Genomic DNA, 16,099 nt, shown 5'->3' on the forward strand with positions numbered 1-16,099 from the left:
GGGCGGGAGGGCCCAGCAGGCGTCCCCCTCGCACGATCCGGAGCGGATCCCCGGCGTGGGCGACCGGCTCCAGGGGAAGATCCCCGACCGGAGCACTCAGGTCGTCGCGGTGTACGGCGAGGGCAAGGACTCGCCCGACTCCACCGTGCGGCTCTACACCAAGCGGGAGGACCGCTGGTCCCGGCAGGCGAGCTGGCCGGCGCACAACGGCAAGAAGGGCTGGACGCCCAACCACCGCGAGGGCGACAAGCGCAGCCCCGTGGGCGTCTTCACGCTCTCCGACGCGGGGGGCGTGCTCGCGGACCCGGGCGCCAGGCTTCCGTACACGCACAGCGCCGCGTTCACCCCGCCCTCCTACTGGCCCAAGAAGACGCGGCACGACTTCGACTACGTCATCGCGGTGGACTACAACCGCGTCAAGGGCACCTCTCCGCTCGATCCGACGCGCCCCCGGGGGAAGTCGAAGGGCGGCAGCATCTGGCTGCACCGGGACCACGGGAGCGGTACGTCCGGCTGCGTGAGCGTCTCCAAGGCGGCCATGGAGAAGCTGCTGCGCACCCTCGACCCGAAGCGGCACCCCGTGGTGGTCATGGGCGACAAGGCGGCGCTGAAGGGCTGAGGGCGCGCAGCGCGGGTGCTCGCCCGGGCTCTCGGCTTCGCTGAGCGGGAGCGCTGAGCGGGGAGCAGGGTCGGCAAGCGCAGCCCCGACGCCGGGCACGCTCTATTCGCGCGGCTTCTCGGAGTCGACGCCGTCCCGTTTCCCCTTCCACAGCCCGCGGGTGAAGTCCGGGAACTCCTGGGGTGCGCCGTTCGCCTTGATGGACGCGTGGCTCAGCGGCACCGGTGCGGTCCAGGTCGCCCCGTCGTACACGTCGAAGTCCGGGACCAGCCCCAGCCGCATGCACTGGACGAGCCGGAACAGCATGATGTAGTCCATTCCGCCGTGCCCGCCGGGCGGATTGGCATGCTCCTTCCAGAGCCAGTGGTCGAATTCCTGGTACGTGCCGAAGTCGCCCCACTCGTGGCCGGACATGTCCGGCTCAAGGTAGATGCGCGGCGGGTAGTCCTCGAAGACGCCCTTGGTGCCGGCGAGGATGTTCAGCCTGCTGTACGGGTGCGGGTTGGAGACGTTGTGCTCCAGCCGGATGACGCGGCCTTCGGCCGTCTGGACCAGACTGATCGACATGTCGCTCTCGGTGTACGTCTCCTTCCAGCTCTCGTGGCCGGGCGGCATATGTTCCTTGCGGTAGGCCGCGAGGCCGAGTGCCGGGGAGCCGAACGTCGTCATCCGCACGGCGCGGTCGCCGCGGTTGACGTCCATGTAGTTGGCGGTGGGACCGAAGCCGTGGTTGGGGTAGAGGTCGCCCTTGAGGCGGGTGTGCCACTTCCGGCGCCAGGGGCCCTCGTAGTAGTCGGGATCGAACATCAGCTCGCGCAGGTCGTGGATGTACGCGCCGGCGCTGTGCAGCAGGTCGCCGAAGAGCCCCTTGTGCGCCATGCGCAGGACGCGCATCTCGTTCCGCCCGTAGGCGCAGTTCTCCAGCTGCATGCAGTGCCTGCGGTGCCGTTCCGACAGGTCGACCAGTTCCCAGAGCTGCTTGAGCTCCAGCGCGAGCGGGCACTCCACACCGACGTGCTTGCCGCCGCGGAGCGCGGCGGCGGCCATGTCGAAGTGCCACTCCCAGGGTGTGGCGACGTAGACGAAGTCGAGGTCGCCCCTGGCGCACAGCTTCTCGAAGTCGTGGTCGCCCTTGGTGTAGAGGGTGGGCGCCGGCTGGCCCGCGCCGGTGACCTTCTTCGCCGCGCGCTCCGCCTTCTCCCGCACCGGGTCGCAGATCGCCTTCACCCGTACGCCGTCCAGCGCGAGGAACAGGTCGATCATGCTGGCGCCGCGGTTGCCGAGACCGATGAGGCCGACCCGGACCGTGCGCCGCCTCTCGAAGGGCACGCCGATCATGGTTCTGCCCCGGCGCGGCGGAGCGGCCGGAGCCGCGGCCTGTCCGGCCGCGTCCGCGGCGCCCGGCTCGGCAGCGGCACCGGTTCCGGTGCCGAGCGCACCGACACCCAGCCCGGCGCCCGCAGCGCCCGCTGTCCGCAGGACGGAACGCCGGCTGAATCCTTGGTCGTTCATCGGACCTCCCGCAGGTCGCTGTCAGGTCGCGGTCAGGAGTCCGCCCGGCCGCGGTCGCCTGGTGGCGCGCCGGCTGTGGGAACTCGGCTCAGGACCCTGCTGGTTGAGACCACTGGTGCGCAAGAAGGCGGTCCTTGGACTTTCCGCGGCGGTGCATGGACTCTCGTGATCGCAAATCATTTCCGCAACCAACTGGAATTACTTGCGGCACTTATTGACGTGTCCACGGTCGCGCACCAGGCTCGGCACTGCGCTTCATCCCCCCCACGGCGGCCCTGGCGCCTGGCTGCCTTCCCGGGCATCCCTGTCCCGCGTCACGAAGGAGCCGCACCATGATGAGACGACGTCTGCTGTCCGCGAGCAGCGCCGGAGTCCTGGCTGTCGGCGGTCTGCTGACCGCCGTGCCCGGCCAGGCCCAGGCGGCGCCGCCCGGGGACCGGACGGTGACCGCCACGCTCTTCGAGCGGCCGTTCAGCGCCGTGGCCGAGGAGTGCACCACCACCCTCGGCCCGGCGGGGTACGGCTACGTCGAGGTCTCCCCGGCGACCGAGCACATCAGGGGCGAGCAGTGGTGGACCTCGTACCAGCCCGTCAGCTACCGGATCGCGGGGCGGCTGGGCAGCCGTACCGACTTCGAGAACATGGTCAGCACCTGCGGCGCGGCAGGCGTCCGGGTCATCGCCGACGCGGTCGTCAACCATATGACCGCGGGCTCCGGCACCGGTACGGGCGGTACCGAGTACACCAAGTACGGCTACCCGGGCAGCTATCAGGACGCCGACTTCCACGGCTGCCGTCAGGACATCAACGACTACACCAGCCGGGACAACGTCCAGAACTGTGAACTCCTCGGTCTCGCCGACCTGGACACCGGCAGCGACCGTGTGCAGTCCACCATCGCGGCGCACCTCGACGACCTGCGGTCGATGGGCGTCGCCGGCTTCCGCATCGACGCGGCGAAGCACATGTCCGCCGAGGACCTCGCCGGCATCAAGGCCAAGATGACCCGGGATCCCGGCTTCTGGGTCAGCGAGGTCATCCACGGCGACGGCGAGGCCGTCCAGCCCGAGGAGTACACGGGCCTGGGCGACGTGGACGAGTTCCGCTACGGGCGGCACCTCAAGAGCGCCTTCCAGGGCGGGAACCTGGGCTCCCTGCGCAGCGTCGGCGACGGCAAGCTGGACGGCGGCTCGGCCCGCACGTTCGTCGACAACTGGGACACCGAACGGAACGGCTCCACGCTCAGCTACCGGGACGGCGCGGCCCACACCCTGGCCAGCATCTTCCTGCTGGCCCACCCCTACGGCGCGCCGAACGTCTACTCCGGCTACGAGTTCAGCGACCGGGACGCGGGCCCGCCCGGCGGCGACGCGGGCTGGACCGGCACCCACGCCCGGCCGGAGATCACCGGCATGGTCGGCTTCCGCAACGCCGTCCGGGACGCGGAGCTGACCCACTGGTGGGCGGACGGCGACGCGGTGGCCTTCGGCCGCGGCGAGCGGGGCTTCGTCGCTCTCAACAACGGCGACAGCGAGCTGAGCCGGACCTTCACCACCTCGCTGCCCGCGGGCACGTACTGCGACGTCGCGGACGAGGCGGCGGACGGCTGTGCGCGGACGGTCGAGGTCGCCGGGGACGGCACCGCGCAGGTGGCCGTCCCGGCGCACGGTGCGGTCGCGCTGCACGTGGGCGCCGAGGAGTCATAGCGTCCACGGGGCGCCACGGGACCTGTCACCGGCCCCCGTGGCGCCCGCCGGTGCTCCGGTGGCGCCATGGGCGCCCCGTGCCGCCCCGGGCCGCTCACCGGGGGCGGGTGGCGCGCTCCAGCTCCAGGACCACCGAACGATATCCGCGTCCGCCCGTGGCGTAGTCCATGCCGATCTCGCAGGTGCGGTTGGCCGACAGGTACGCGTCATACGGCCGCTCCCGCACCTGCGCGGCCTCCTTGGCGGTCGCCGACAGGGTCAGCTCCTTGTGCAGCATGCCGCGGTCGCCCGCGAAGGCGCAGCAGCCGGCGTCGAGCGGAACCTCGACCTGTTCGGCACACGCCTCGGCGACCCGCCGCAACTGCTCCTCGTCGCCCAGGTGACGCATGGAGCAGGTCGGGTGGAGCACCGCCGTGCCGACGCGCCGTTCGACCGTCAGCCGGGGCAGCAGCTCGTCGGCCGCCCAGACCAGGGAGTCGACCACGGTCAGCCGCTCGTGCAGCTTGGCGTTGGCGGGCGTCAGATAGGGCACCACCTCGTGCGCGATCCCCAGGGTGCACGAGGAGGCGTCCACGACAAGCGGCAGTTCCCCGCCGTCCGTCCAGCGCCACGCCGACTCGACGATGCGGTTGGCCATCAGCGTGCTGCCCGCCTCGTACCCCTTGGAGTGCCAGATGGTCGCGCAGCAGCCGCCCGTGACGTCCTCGGGGATCCACACGGGGCGGCCGGCCCGCGCCGAGACGATGACCATGGCCTCCGGCAGGGAGGGGCCCTCGTGCCCTTCCGGCTCGCCGAAGATGCGGTTGACGCAGGCCGGGAAGTAGACAGCCGCCGCGGTCGCCCTGTCGGTCGCGGGCAGCCGCTTGGCGGCCGCGCCGGGGATCTGCGGCAGCCACTCCGGCACCAGATCGGGCCGTACGGCCTTGCGCAGACCGCCGGTCACGGACTCCAGCATCCGGTCGCCCAGATCGCCGCTCCGGCCGCGCAGCCTGCCGCGTACCTGTCCGGCCGCGGCGACGGCCAGCCGCGCGGAGCGCTCCACGGCGGCGAAGTGCCGCGCGGCACGCTCGGCCGCGCGCTCCTCGCGGTCCGTATGGCGGGCGTGCCGGAAGTCCTTCATCAGCGCGCCCGTGTCGATGCCCACCGGGCAGGCGAGCTTGCAGGTCGAGTCGCCCGCGCAGGTGTCGACGGCGTCGTAGCCGTAGGACTCCAGCAGGCTGTCGTTGACCGGTGAGGCGGGCGTCTGGCGCATCATCTCCCGGCGCAGCACGATCCGCTGGCGCGGCGTGGTGGTCAGATCCTCGCTGGGGCACGTGGGCTCGCAGAAGCCGCACTCGATGCACGGGTCCGCCTCGTCCTCCACCCGGGGGATGGACTTGAGGCCGCGCAGATGCGCCCGGGGGTCCCGGTCCAGCATGACCCGCGGGGCCAGCACCCCGGCCGGGTCGAACAGCTGCTTGATCCGCCACATCAGTTCCGTGGCCCGCTCGCCCCACTCCAGCTCCAGGAACGGAGCGATGTTCCGCCCGGTGGCGTGCTCCGCCTTGAGCGAGCCGTCGAAGCGCTCCACGGTCAGACGGCAGAAGTCGTCCATGAACGCGGCGTACCGCGCGACGTCCGCCGGGTCGGCCGCGTCGAAGGCGAGCAGGAAGTGCAGGTTGCCGTGCGCGGCGTGGCCCGCCACCGCCGCGTCGAAGCCGTGCCGCTCCTGGAGCTCCAGCAGCGCTTCGCACGCCTCGGCCAGCCGTGCGGGCGGTACGGCGAAGTCCTCCGTGATCAGCGTCGTCCCCGAAGGGCGCGAGCCGCCGACCGCCGTGACGAACGCCTTGCGCGCCTTCCAGTAGGACGCGATGGTCTTCGCGTCCCTGGTGAAGGCGTTGGTCACCGACGGCACGGGTGCGACCAGCTCCAGCCCGGCCAGCGCCTCGCCGGCGGCCCGCTCGCTCGCCTCCTGCGCCGCCTCGTCGGGTGAGCGGAACTCCACCAGCAGCGCGGTGGTCTCCTTCGGGAGCTCCGCCCAGTCGGCCGGTACGCCCTGCACGCTGACCGAGGCGCGCAGGGTGTTCCCGTCCATCAGCTCGACCGCGAGCGCGCCCGCCTCGTTGAACAGCGGGACGGCTGCCGCCGCCGCTGACAGGGTCGGGAAGAACAGCAGCTCGGTGGATGTGCGGCGGTTCAGCGGCAGCGTGTCGAAGACGACTTCGGAGAGGAAGCCGAGTGTGCCCTGGGACCCCACCATCAGCCCGCGCAGGATCTCCACCGGTGTGCCGCCGTCGAGGAACGCGTCCAGGCGGTAGCCGTTGGTGTTCTTGAGGGTGTACTTGGCGCGGATGCGGTCGGCCAGGCGGGGGTCCGCCTCGATCTCCGCCTTGAGGGCCAGCAGCCCCTCGCACAGCGCCGGCTCGGCGCGGGCCAGCTCCTCGTCCGCCGCGGGGTGTGCGGTGTCCACCACGGTGCCGCTCGGCAGGACGGCCGTGAGTGACGCGACGGTGCGGTACGAGTTCCGGGTGGTGCCCGCCGTCATCCCGGAGGCGTTGTTGGCGACCACACCGCCCACCGTGCAGGCGATGGCACTCGCCGGATCGGGGCCCAGCACCCGTCCGTACGGGGCGAGGGCGGCGTTCGCGCGGAACACGGTGGTGCCGGGGAGGATCCGGGCCTGTCCGCCCTCCTCGTCCAGCACCTCGGCGCCCGTCCAGTGCCGCCGCACATCGACCAGGATGTCCTCGCCCTGCGCCTGACCGTTGAGCGAGGTGCCGGCGGCCCGGAAGACGACGTCACGCCCGTGGCCGCGGGCGTAGGACAGGACGGCGGAGACGTCGTCCACGTCCTCGGCGAGCACCACGACCTGCGGAACGAAGCGGTAGGGGCTGGCGTCCGAGGCGTAGCGCACCAGGTCGGAGACCTTCCACAGCACCTTGCCGGGGCCGAGGAGCCGCTCCAGGTCGCCGCGCAGCGGCTGCGCCGTGCCCCGGGCGCGGGAGTCGGCGACGCGGTCGGCCGCCGGGCCGTGGCCCGCGGAGGGCCGGGGGCGCAGCGCCCCGGGCTGGGGATCGAGCAGGGGCATGGCCTCTCCTGGACGCGCGGGGAGCGGAGTTGATGTTCGATACATGCTAGTTCCGCACGGGACGGGACGCTCTGTCGGGCCGCTCAGCCCGCGAGGTCGTGTGCCGTGTCGAGGAGCGCGAGCAGCCGGCTGAGCTCGTCGCGCTGCCGCGCGGAGAGCGGGGCCAGCAGCTCCTCCGCGGCGGCTCTGCGGGCCCGCCGCAGCTCCTTGAGGGCGTCTCTGCCGCCCTCCGTGAGCTCGATGCGGATCACGCGTCTGTTGGCCGCGTCCGGCGCCCGGCGGACCAGGCGGCGGTCCTCCAGTGCGTCCACGAGGCTGGTGACCTGCCGGGGGACGACGCCGAGCCGCTCCGCGAGATCGGCCATGCGCGGGGGCTCCTGGCTGTGCCCCGTCATCCGCAGCAGCCGGGCCTGAGCCGGGGTGACGCCGACGGGGGCGAAGTTCTGCCGGTGTGCGTGATTCAGCCGTCTGGTCAGCCGCAGCAGCTGGTCGGCGAGGTCTCCGGCGGTCTCGTCGGCGGATGTGGGCGTCATGGCCGCAGATTATCAGGAGTAGCATCATTGTGAATATAGGTAACAATGAACTATGCTCTTGCGTCCTGTCCGCCGAGCTCTTCTCCGAGGAGTCCCTTGCACCGTGACGCCACCGGCTGGAAGCCGTCGCCCGCGGGCCCGTCTATCACCGAGCAGCCTGTGCGGGTCCGCCGTATCCTCCGTCTGTTTCGCCCGTACCGGGGCCGCCTGACCGTCGTGGGGCTGCTGGTCGCCGCCTCCTCGCTGGTCTCCGTCGCCTCGCCGTTCCTGCTGCGCGAGATTCTCGACGTCGCCATCCCGCAGCAGCGCACCGGCCTGCTCAGCCTGCTCGCCCTGGGCATGATCGCCACAGCGGTCATGACAAGCGTCTTCGGCGTCCTGCAGACGCTGATCAGCACCACCGTCGGCCAGCGCGTGATGCACGATCTGCGCACCGGCGTCTACGCGAAGCTCCAGCAGATGCCGCTCGCCTTCTTCACCCGTACGCGCACGGGGGAGGTGCAGTCGCGGATCGCCAACGACATCGGCGGCATGCAGGCCACCGTGACCTCCACGGCCACGTCGCTGGTCTCCAATCTGACCAGCGTCGTCGCGACCATCGTGGCCATGCTGGCGCTGGACTGGCGGCTGACCATCGCCTCCCTGGTCCTGCTGCCCTTCTTCGTGTGGGTGAGCCGCCGGGTCGGGCAGGAGCGGCAGCGGGTCGCCGGCGAGCGGCAGGAGCAGATGGCGTCGATGTCCGCGCTCGTGACCGAGTCCCTGTCGGTCAGCGGCGTCCTGCTGGGCCGCACCATGGGCCGCGCCGACTCCCTCACCCGGAACTTCGCCGACGAGTCCGAGCGCCTCGTCGACCTGGAGATCCGCTCGAACATGGCAGGCCGCTGGCGTATGTCGACCATCGGTATTGTCATGGCCGCCATCCCCGCGCTGCTGTACTGGACGGCCGGAATGCTCGTCCAGTTCGGCGGCCCCGCCTTCTCCATCGGCACCCTGGTCGCGTTCGTCAGCCTGCAGCAGGGGCTGCTGCGCCCGACCGTCTCGCTGCTCAGCACCGGCGTCGAGATGCAGACCTCGCTCGCGCTCTTCCAGCGCATCTTCGAGTACCTCGACCTCCCCGTCGACATCACCGAGTCCGACAGCCCCGTGGCCCTTCCGACGGTGCGGGGAGACGTGCGGTTCGAGGGCGTCGACTTCTCCTACGGCGGCCCGGACGGACGCGCCACCCTGCAGGGCATCGACCTGGCCGTCCCCGCGGGCAGCAGCCTCGCCATCGTGGGCGCGACGGGGTCGGGCAAGAGCACGCTGAGCTATCTGGTGCCCCGGCTGTACGACGTCACGGGCGGGCGGGTCACGCTCGACGGGATCGACGTACGCGAACTCGACTTCGCGTCGCTCTCGCGCGCCGTCGGCGTCGTCTCCCAGGAGACCTACCTCTTCCACGCCACGGTCGCCGAGAACCTTCGCTTCGCCAAGCCGGGCGCCACCGACGAGGAGGTGCGCGCGGCGGCAGCGGCCGCGCAGATCCACGATCAGATCGCCGCACTGCCGGAGGGGTACGACACCGTCGTCGGCGAGCGCGGCTACCGCTTCTCGGGCGGCGAGAAGCAGCGTCTCGCGCTCGCCCGGACCATCCTGCGCGATCCGCCCGTGCTCATCCTGGACGAGGCCACCAGCGCCCTCGACACGCGCACCGAGCGTGCCGTGCAGGAGGCCGTCGACGGGCTCTCCGCCGGGCGCACCACCCTCACCATCGCGCACCGGCTGTCCACCGTGCGCGAGGCGGACCAGATCGTGGTGCTGGACGGCGGCCGCATCGTCGAGCGCGGTACGCACGACGAGCTGCTCGCCGCCGGCGGCCGGTACGCGGCGCTGGTCCGGCGGGACACACACACCTCACAGGACACCGCCGTCGCAGTCCGCGCCGTCGGCTCGACCTCGTCACCGCTCTGACGGATCCTGGAGGGAGGTGCGAGGCACGAGGGGGTGGCGGCATGGACAAGCACGGCAGCACTCACGATTGGCCCCGCGGCGGTGGCCCGCTATGGCTCCATCCGGACGACGATCTGGCCCCGAACCGCCCCGGCGAACACCTGCACGCCATACTGGCCTCCACACGGGACGCGCACGGACCGCGCCGGAGGGCTCCGCACGCCCTGGCGGCGCGGTTGGCCCGGCGCACCGGTCCCGCCGCCGAATGGCGCGGCCAACTGGCCGGGCACCAGCAGGTCGGCGACGCGCTGGAGGCGATGGCGCCGGGCGGCTGGCGGGCGCTGCACTCCATCCCGCTCCCGTCCCACTCCGTCATCGCCCATCTGCTCGTCGGCCCCGGCGGGGTCTTCACCATCCGTACGGCGCACCACCGGAGGGCGCGCATCCGGGTGGGCGACGACATGGTGCGCGTCGGCCGCCGCCGGTGCGAGCCGTATGTGCGGCTGGTCAGGCGCGAGGCGCGGTCCGCCGCGCTGGCGCTCAGCCGGGGCTGCGGATTCCCGGTCGACACGCAGCCGGTCCTGGTCTTCGTGGCCGCCTCGCGGCTCACCCCGCATCCCGGCGCCGGCAGCGTGCGCGTGCTGCGGGAGCGTGACGTGCACCGGCTCGGCGCCGGGTCGGCGGTGTGGAAGCCCGCCGAGGTCGAGACTGTCTATGCGGTCGCGCGCGACCGGCGCACGTGGACCGGCCTGTGAGCCGCCTCCGGGCCGCGACAGCGCCCCGCGCCCTCAGCGTCCTGGGTCCGAGGCGGTGGGCCAGTGCCGCACGCTGCTCGGCTTCGGGGTGAACACGCAGAACTCGTTGCCCTCCGGATCAGCCAGCACGTCCCACGCGATGCTGTCGTCCCGGAGCCGCATCACGGTCGCCCCGAGGGCGAGCAGTTCGTCGGTGCTCCCGAAGACATCCAGGTGAATGCGGTTCTTCACCGTCTTCGGCTCGGCGACCGGGTTCACCCAGATGAGCGGGCCGCAGCCCGCCGGGTCATAGATCGGCACCGGCCACTCCCGGGGCGTCGCGGAGTGCCCCGCGGGCGGTTCCCGCCGCTCGTAGCCCAGCGCGGCGCACCACCAGTCGGCGAGCGCCTGGTGGTCGACGGCGTCCATGACAAGGTCCTTGAAGCGTGCGGCCATAGCCGGAGCCTAGCCCGCGACGGCCCGCTCAGCCGTACAGCAGATACGGGCGCCGCTGCCGGACGAACGCGCGGACCTCGGCCCGCCACGCCCGGGTCACGGCGGCCGCGTCCTCGCCCGCGTCGACCATCTCTCGCAGCCGGGGTGAGCCGGACAGCTTGTCGATCCAGTACGGCCGCTCCTGGCCCGCGTCCTTCCGCCAGGCGAACCCGTCGTACTTCCGCGCCTCGACCAGCATCGCGGCGGCGGTCGGCAGCGGTGCGTACCGCGCCGGGTCGGTGACCAGGATCTGGACGCCCGCACAGGTCTTCCCGGTGTACTTGCTGAACGTCGGGACGAAGTAGCCCTCCCGGAAGCGCACCCCGGGCAGCCCCAGGGCGTTCAGCCGGTCGCTGTAGCGGTAGTCGAGATACGGGGCGCCGATGAACTGGAACGGCTGGGTGGTGCCGCGCCCCTCGGACAGGTTGGTGCCCTCGAACCAGCCCGTTCCCGCATACGCGGAGGCGGTGTCCGGGGTGGGCACATTGGGCGACGGCGGCACCCAGGGCAGACCGGTGTGCTGGGCGGTCGTGTCCGGGCGCCAGCCGCGCACCCGGACCACTCCCAGCTCCACCCTCCCGCCGTCGCCCTCCCGGGGGAGCAGCTCGCCGTTGAAGTAGCGGGCCAGTTCGCCGACCGTCATGCCGTGCTGCTGGATGATGGGCTTGAGCCCCACTCCCGAGGCGTACTCCTCCGTCAGCAGCGGACCGTCCGCCCGGCGGCCGATCGGGTTGGGTCTGTCCAGGACGACGAACCGGACGCCGGTCTGCCGGGCAGCGGCCATCGCGCGGTACATCGTCCAGATGTACGTGTAGAAGCGGGTGCCCACGTCCTGGATGTCGAAGACCACGGTGTCGGCGCCGGCCTTGCGGAACAGCCCCGCCAGCTTCTCCGTGTCCGCGCCGTACGCGTCGTACACCGTCAGGCCGGTGCGCGGATCCTCGAACTCCGGCTCCGACTCACCCGCCTGCGCGCTGCCCCGGAATCCGTGCTCCGGGCCGAACACCCCGACGACGTTCAGCTCGTCGCGCGCAGCCATCGAGTCCACCACATGGCCGGCGTCCCGCAGGACTCCCGTCGGGTTGCTGATCACGCCGACCCTGCGGCCGCGGAGCATCCGCCACCCCTGCGCGGCGGCGACGTCGGCGCCGGGCAGGACGCGCCGTGTGGGCCGCCGTTCGGCGGACGGGGCCGCCTGTGCGGGCTGCGCGGCGAGCAGCGGGGAGGCGAGGGCGGCGGCCGTGCCGCCCGCCACGAGGGAACGGCGAGAGGGAGTGCCGGCCATGACGGACCGTCCTTCCGGGAGAGGGCGGGCTGGGCAAGCTAATACGACTGCGGCGGTGCCGACCAGAGTGCGCGCACGACGCGAGGGGCGTGTGCACCGACACGCACCGCTGACAGGATGGCCGTATGGCGAAACCGAACATCACGCTCGTCCAGGGGGACATCACCGAGCAGGACGTGGACGCCGTGGTGAACGCCGCCAACTCCTCCCTGCTGGGCGGCGGCGGAGTGGACGGTGCGATCCACCGCAGGGGCGGCCCGGACATCCTCGCGGAGTGCCGCCGGCTGCGCGCCTCGCGCTACGGAGGAGGGCTCCCCGTCGGGCACGCCGTCGCGACGACCGCCGGGAAGCTGCCGGCGCGCTGGGTGGTGCACACCGTGGGCCCGGTCTGGGAGCCCGGGGAGGACCGCTCGGCGCTGCTCGCTTCCTGCCACCGCGAGTCCCTCCGGGCGGCCCGTGAACTCGGGGCGCGCACGATCGCCTTCCCGGCCGTCTCCACCGGTGTCTTCCGCTGGCCCGTCGAGGACGCGGCCAGGATCGCCGTCGGCGCGGTGCTGGAGGAGGGGGAGGGGTTCACCGAGGTGCGGTTCGTCCTGTTCGACCAGCGTGCCTACGACGCCTTCGCCGCCGCTCTCCCCTCCGGGCACTGAGCGCATCTCCCCTCCGGGTACCGAGCGCACCGCACCGCGGCCTCGGTATGGAGTTCCGGCCCCGGGGCACGGCACGGGGACGGTCGCGCCGCGTGCAGTCCCGCCGCGTGCACTCCCGGCGCGGGCAGCCTCCGTGCCGCCTGTGCGGACCGTGCCGCTCGCGCCGTGCCGTTAGAACACCGGCTCGATCAGCTCGACACCGCGCAGCGCGGCCGCCAGCTCCAGCCGGTCGCCGTCCGGATCCCACGAGGCCACGTCCAGCACGGTGTCCGCCAGCTTGATGGCGTGCTCGTCGCCGTGTGCGGCGGCCCGCTCGAAGACCTCCTCGGGGGAGGTGCTCCCGGCCCGCACCGGCGGCGCGCCCTCGGCCGGGCTGTAGACGGCGGTGACGGCGGCACCGACCGCCCACGCGACGTCCAGGCTCGCCGCCCACTGGTCCCGGGGCAGCGCGGGCAGGATGCGCAGCACGGCGTTCGGCCCCGTGACCGCGTGGACCAGCATCACCGGCTCGCCGTGCGCGTGCGTCGCGTACCGGTGCGCCGCCGCCCGCACCAGTGCCCGGAGTCCGTCCTCGGCCGCCGTGTCGTCCGGGTCGGGCGGTCCGGGCCGCTCGGGCAGCGCGGAGAGCCGGGCCAGCCGGTCCCGGATCCCGCCCGACCGGTCGTCGATCAGCGGAACGGCGTCCAGGCCGGCGCCGGCCGACCCCGCCGCCGGGAGCCGCCGTACGTCCGGGAGCGGGGCGTGCCGGGCCGCCCAGTAGCCCAGTGCGTGCGCCAGCTCCGTCAGGCGGGGGCCGGGGTCGCTCCCGTCCGGTCGCAGGTCGCCGCCCGCCTCGTCGTCCAGCAGGGTGCGCACCGCGTGCCCGGTGCGGATGACCGTGTGGGTGGCGGCTCCCGGCATGCCCGGCAGCAGCCGGGGCCACCACGCCCCCAGCACGTCCCGCCACGGCTGCTCGGCCAGCTGCCGGGCGAAGAACAGCGTCCAGTCGGCCAGCCTGGCGGGGTCGCCCAGCGCCTCCTGCCAGGTGTCGGCGGTGACGGGGGTGCCGGGGGCCGGCATGTCCTCCAGTTTGTGGCGGTAGCGGTCGAGCCAGCGGTGCACCGTCCGCTGCTGGCCGTTCCGTACCAGCGCCTCCACCGCCATGGGCGCGTGGTTGCTCAGCCACCCCTCGCGCTCGGGCCCCGAGGTGTGCAGCCGTTCCAGTGCCTCGTCCAGCGTCCCCGTCGTGTCCATGGCGTGGACCCTAGGCGGGCGGGTGAGCTGCCGGAACGGACTTCCGCCCGAATCCGGGTGCGTGCGCCGGGCCTAGGTCCCAGGTCTCAGACCGCACGGCCCGAGCGGGCGAGCCACCGCCCGTCCTGCGAGGTCACCTCGATGGCCCGGCCGAAGCACCGGGTCAGGCGCTCGCTGCTGAGCACCTCGGCCGCCGGGCCGCCGGACTGCACCCTGCCCTCCCGGAGCAGCAGCGCGTGTGTGGTGCTCGGCGGCAGCTCCTCCAGGTGGTGCGTCACCGTGACGGTCGCGAGGTCCGGCCGGGTGACGGCCAGCCGGTGCAGCGCGTCGATCAGGTCCTCGCGCGAGGGCAGGTCCAGCGCGTTGAACGGCTCGTCGAGCAGCAGCAGCGAGGGCGCGGGCATCAGCGCGCGGGCGATGAGCACGCGGGCCCGCTGTCCTCCGGAGCAGACGCCGAAGGGGCGGTCGGCCAGTTCCTTGCAGTCGAGTTCGGCGAGCAGCTCTTGGGCCTGCTCCCGGGCGGCCGCGTCGTACTTCCGCCACAGCGGCTGCACGCTGCCCGTCGCGCCGGTCAGGACGACGGTGTGCGCGGTGGCGTCCTGCGGGACGCGCTGGGTGGTGGACACATGGCCGATATGGGCGCGCAGTTCTCGTACGTCGACCCGGCCCAGCCGGTTGCCCAGCACCTCGACCGTTCCGGTGGTGGGGAACATGGCCGCTCCGAGCAGCCGCAGGAGGGTGGTCTTCCCGGCGCCGTTCGCCCCCAGCAGCGCCCAGTGCTCACCCGCGCGTACCGACCAGTCGACGCCGTCCAGAATGAGCTGGTCCGTGGTGGCCCGGCGGACGCCGACGCCCTCCAGGGCGGCGACGAGGCGGGGCGAGCGGTGTGCCATGGGGTCCTCCCGGAGTGTTCGGCGGTGCGGCGCGGGGCCGCCGTACAGGACGCCGCGCACGCGGCCCGCCGTCCGGGGCGCCCAGGTTAGCTGTGCGGTGCATGGACTATCGGAGGTGTTCAGCACGTGGACGGATCGGCGCACACCAGCGGGAATGCCGGATCCCCGCGAAGGGGTGTGCGCCGCACGGAAGTTAGGCTGCGGAGCCCGGCGTTCCGACCAGACCGAGAGTGAGATGGGCCCATGCCCCTGCCCGGCCCGACGCAGTACCCGGCGGGGCTGCTCGACACCACCATGGACCAGCTGCGCACGCTGCTCGCCGTGTTCGAGGAGGGGACCGCGCTCGCCGCCGCCCGACTGCTCGGGCGCGAACAGTCGAGCGTGCAGAAGCAACTGGACACGCTGAACCGCAACCTGGGCGAGCACTGCGGCGAGCCGCTGCTCCACAAGCGCGGACGCGGTGAGCGCGTGGCGTTCTCCGCCGCGGGCGAGGCGCTCGCCCGGCTCGCCCGCGACACCCTGGGGGAGTGGCGGACCGAACTGGACGCCGCCCGGCTGCGCAGCGGGCGCACGCTCGCCGTCGGGTCCACGCGCTACACCCTCGGCTATCTGCTCGACGCGGTGGAGCAGGTGCGGGACCGGTTGCTGCGCGAGGGCGTCGAGCTGCGCATGGAGCATGTCCGCACCAGCGGTCTGCTCGGGAAGCTGCGGTCGGGGGAACTCGACCTGGTCTGCGGCAGCGTGCTCACCCCGGCAGCCGCGGGGCCTGCCGGGGACGCGCGCTTCGAGGGGCTGGAGGTGATGGAGTGGCGGCGCAGCGGGCTGGGCCTGGTGACCAACCAGCCGGTCCGCGAGCCCTCCGGGCAGCCGGTGCGTGTGGGCGCGCTGGCCAGGACGCCCCTCGTCGTCCCGGCGGACGGTATCGTCCCCGACGCGCTGCGCGCCTGGTTCGGCGCGGGCTACCGCAGGCGGATCCGGGTCGCCGCCGAGATCGACTCGGCGCACTACGGGTTCGAGCTGCTCGGCTCCGGGGTGATCCGCGGCAGCATGCTGGTCACCCAGGGCCTCGCCGAGGCCGTGGCCGAGGGGCGGCTGCCGGAGGCCGCCGGACTGCGCACGCTGCGGCTGCGCCAGGACGTGGGGTCGCCGCAGCAGGTCCTCGTCGGAGCGTTCCGGCGCCGGGACGCTCCGACGGCGGCCGGTCCGGAGCATCCGGTCGGCCTGCTGTGGGACGCGCTCGCACGGGAGCACGCGCGGCTCCGGGCGGGCTCCGGGGCGCGGGAGTGCGCGGGGGCGCAGCTCAGCCACCGGTGAGCCGGCCCGACGGCCACCCGGCCACCCGGGCGCCCCGGCCGGAAGGCGGTCCGGAGCCGTCCGGCACCCGACCGGCGGATGAGGCGCTGCGGGGCCGTCCCCCGGGCCCCCGGGCCGCTCGCCGCACGC

Annotated in this window: 13 protein-coding genes; 6 read left to right on the top strand and 7 right to left on the bottom strand. The window is 73.1% G+C overall.

Going from position 1 to position 16,099, the window contains the following annotated elements:
• Nucleotides 1–619: L,D-transpeptidase family protein (locus G5C65_RS14860; RefSeq protein WP_206441810.1), on the top strand; the 619-nt coding region annotated here is incomplete at its 5' end.
• Between the two features lie 102 nt (nt 620–721).
• Here G5C65_RS14860 and G5C65_RS14865 read toward each other — a convergent pair.
• Entirely contained in the window at nt 722–2,131 is a 1,410-nt protein-coding gene (locus G5C65_RS14865) for a Gfo/Idh/MocA family protein (protein WP_165299292.1), read from the bottom strand.
• A gap of 335 nt (nt 2,132–2,466) precedes the next feature.
• On the opposite strand from G5C65_RS14865, the gene G5C65_RS14870 reads away from it, so the two are divergent.
• Complete coding sequence (locus G5C65_RS14870) at nt 2,467–3,837, top strand: alpha-amylase (protein WP_165299303.1); 1,371 nt, start codon at nt 2,467–2,469, stop codon at nt 3,835–3,837.
• 94 nt (nt 3,838–3,931) lie between these two features.
• On the opposite strand, the gene G5C65_RS14875 is transcribed toward G5C65_RS14870, so the two are convergent.
• A complete protein-coding gene (locus G5C65_RS14875; protein WP_165299293.1) occupies nt 3,932–6,904 on the bottom strand; it encodes an FAD-binding and (Fe-S)-binding domain-containing protein in 2,973 nt (990 codons plus the stop codon).
• Between the two features lie 83 nt (nt 6,905–6,987).
• Nucleotides 6,988–7,437 carry a MarR family winged helix-turn-helix transcriptional regulator gene (locus G5C65_RS14880; RefSeq protein ID WP_165299294.1) on the bottom strand — a complete coding sequence of 150 codons (450 nt, stop codon included), beginning with the start codon at nt 7,435–7,437 and terminating at the stop codon, nt 6,988–6,990.
• A gap of 96 nt (nt 7,438–7,533) precedes the next feature.
• On the opposite strand from G5C65_RS14880, the gene G5C65_RS14885 reads away from it, so the two are divergent.
• Together G5C65_RS14885 and G5C65_RS14890 are read left to right on the top strand one after the other, a co-directional pair.
• Complete coding sequence (locus G5C65_RS14885; RefSeq protein WP_241265798.1) at nt 7,534–9,387, top strand: ABC transporter ATP-binding protein; 1,854 nt, start codon at nt 7,534–7,536, stop codon at nt 9,385–9,387.
• Nucleotides 9,388–9,428: 41 nt separating this feature from the next.
• Complete coding sequence (locus G5C65_RS14890) at nt 9,429–10,121, top strand: nuclease-related domain-containing protein (protein ID WP_165299296.1); 693 nt, start codon at nt 9,429–9,431, stop codon at nt 10,119–10,121.
• Nucleotides 10,122–10,154: 33 nt separating this feature from the next.
• On the opposite strand, the gene G5C65_RS14895 is transcribed toward G5C65_RS14890, so the two are convergent.
• Both G5C65_RS14895 and G5C65_RS14900 read right to left on the bottom strand, forming a co-directional pair.
• Entirely contained in the window at nt 10,155–10,556 is a 402-nt protein-coding gene (locus tag G5C65_RS14895; protein WP_165299297.1) for a VOC family protein, read from the bottom strand.
• A 28-nt stretch (nt 10,557–10,584) separates the two neighbouring features.
• Complete coding sequence (locus tag G5C65_RS14900; RefSeq protein WP_165299298.1) at nt 10,585–11,880, bottom strand: exo-beta-N-acetylmuramidase NamZ family protein; 1,296 nt, start codon at nt 11,878–11,880, stop codon at nt 10,585–10,587.
• 125 nt (nt 11,881–12,005) lie between these two features.
• Between G5C65_RS14900 and G5C65_RS14905 the strand changes: the two genes are divergently transcribed.
• On the top strand, nt 12,006–12,530 hold the full coding sequence (locus G5C65_RS14905; RefSeq protein WP_165299299.1) for an O-acetyl-ADP-ribose deacetylase: 525 nt from the start codon (nt 12,006–12,008) through the stop codon (nt 12,528–12,530).
• 171 nt (nt 12,531–12,701) lie between these two features.
• On the opposite strand, the gene G5C65_RS14910 is transcribed toward G5C65_RS14905, so the two are convergent.
• Both G5C65_RS14910 and G5C65_RS14915 read right to left on the bottom strand, forming a co-directional pair.
• Complete coding sequence (locus tag G5C65_RS14910; RefSeq protein ID WP_165299300.1) at nt 12,702–13,763, bottom strand: questin oxidase family protein; 1,062 nt, start codon at nt 13,761–13,763, stop codon at nt 12,702–12,704.
• 86 nt (nt 13,764–13,849) lie between these two features.
• Nucleotides 13,850–14,656: an ABC transporter ATP-binding protein gene (locus tag G5C65_RS14915; RefSeq protein WP_165299301.1), complete on the bottom strand. Its 807-nt coding sequence runs from the start codon at nt 14,654–14,656 to the stop codon at nt 13,850–13,852.
• Nucleotides 14,657–14,899: 243 nt separating this feature from the next.
• Here G5C65_RS14915 and G5C65_RS14920 point away from each other — a divergent pair, with 243 nt between their 5' ends.
• On the top strand, nt 14,900–15,970 hold the full coding sequence (locus G5C65_RS14920; protein WP_241265799.1) for a LysR family transcriptional regulator: 1,071 nt from the start codon (nt 14,900–14,902) through the stop codon (nt 15,968–15,970).
• The last annotated feature ends 129 nt before the right edge of the window (nt 15,971–16,099 follow it).

It is taken from the genome of Streptomyces boncukensis (assembly GCF_011045075.1).
Taxonomy (GTDB): Bacteria; Actinomycetota; Actinomycetes; order Streptomycetales; family Streptomycetaceae; genus Streptomyces; species Streptomyces boncukensis.

What these genes read in the sequence shown, in the direction of transcription:
- G5C65_RS14865 (WP_165299292.1), bottom strand. Translation starts at nt 2,131, where the DNA reads ATGAACGACCAAGGATTCAGCCGGCGTTCCGTCCTGCGGACAGCGGGC.
- G5C65_RS14870 (WP_165299303.1), top strand. Translation starts at nt 2,467, where the DNA reads ATGAGACGACGTCTGCTGTCCGCGAGCAGCGCCGGAGTCCTGGCTGTC.
- G5C65_RS14875 (WP_165299293.1), bottom strand. Translation starts at nt 6,904, where the DNA reads ATGCCCCTGCTCGATCCCCAGCCCGGGGCGCTGCGCCCCCGGCCCTCC.
- G5C65_RS14880 (WP_165299294.1), bottom strand. Translation starts at nt 7,437, where the DNA reads ATGACGCCCACATCCGCCGACGAGACCGCCGGAGACCTCGCCGACCAG.
- G5C65_RS14890 (WP_165299296.1), top strand. Translation starts at nt 9,429, where the DNA reads ATGGACAAGCACGGCAGCACTCACGATTGGCCCCGCGGCGGTGGCCCG.
- G5C65_RS14895 (WP_165299297.1), bottom strand. Translation starts at nt 10,556, where the DNA reads ATGGCCGCACGCTTCAAGGACCTTGTCATGGACGCCGTCGACCACCAG.
- G5C65_RS14900 (WP_165299298.1), bottom strand. Translation starts at nt 11,880, where the DNA reads ATGGCCGGCACTCCCTCTCGCCGTTCCCTCGTGGCGGGCGGCACGGCC.
- G5C65_RS14905 (WP_165299299.1), top strand. Translation starts at nt 12,006, where the DNA reads ATGGCGAAACCGAACATCACGCTCGTCCAGGGGGACATCACCGAGCAG.
- G5C65_RS14910 (WP_165299300.1), bottom strand. Translation starts at nt 13,763, where the DNA reads ATGGACACGACGGGGACGCTGGACGAGGCACTGGAACGGCTGCACACC.
- G5C65_RS14915 (WP_165299301.1), bottom strand. Translation starts at nt 14,656, where the DNA reads ATGGCACACCGCTCGCCCCGCCTCGTCGCCGCCCTGGAGGGCGTCGGC.
- G5C65_RS14920 (WP_241265799.1), top strand. Translation starts at nt 14,900, where the DNA reads ATGCCCCTGCCCGGCCCGACGCAGTACCCGGCGGGGCTGCTCGACACC.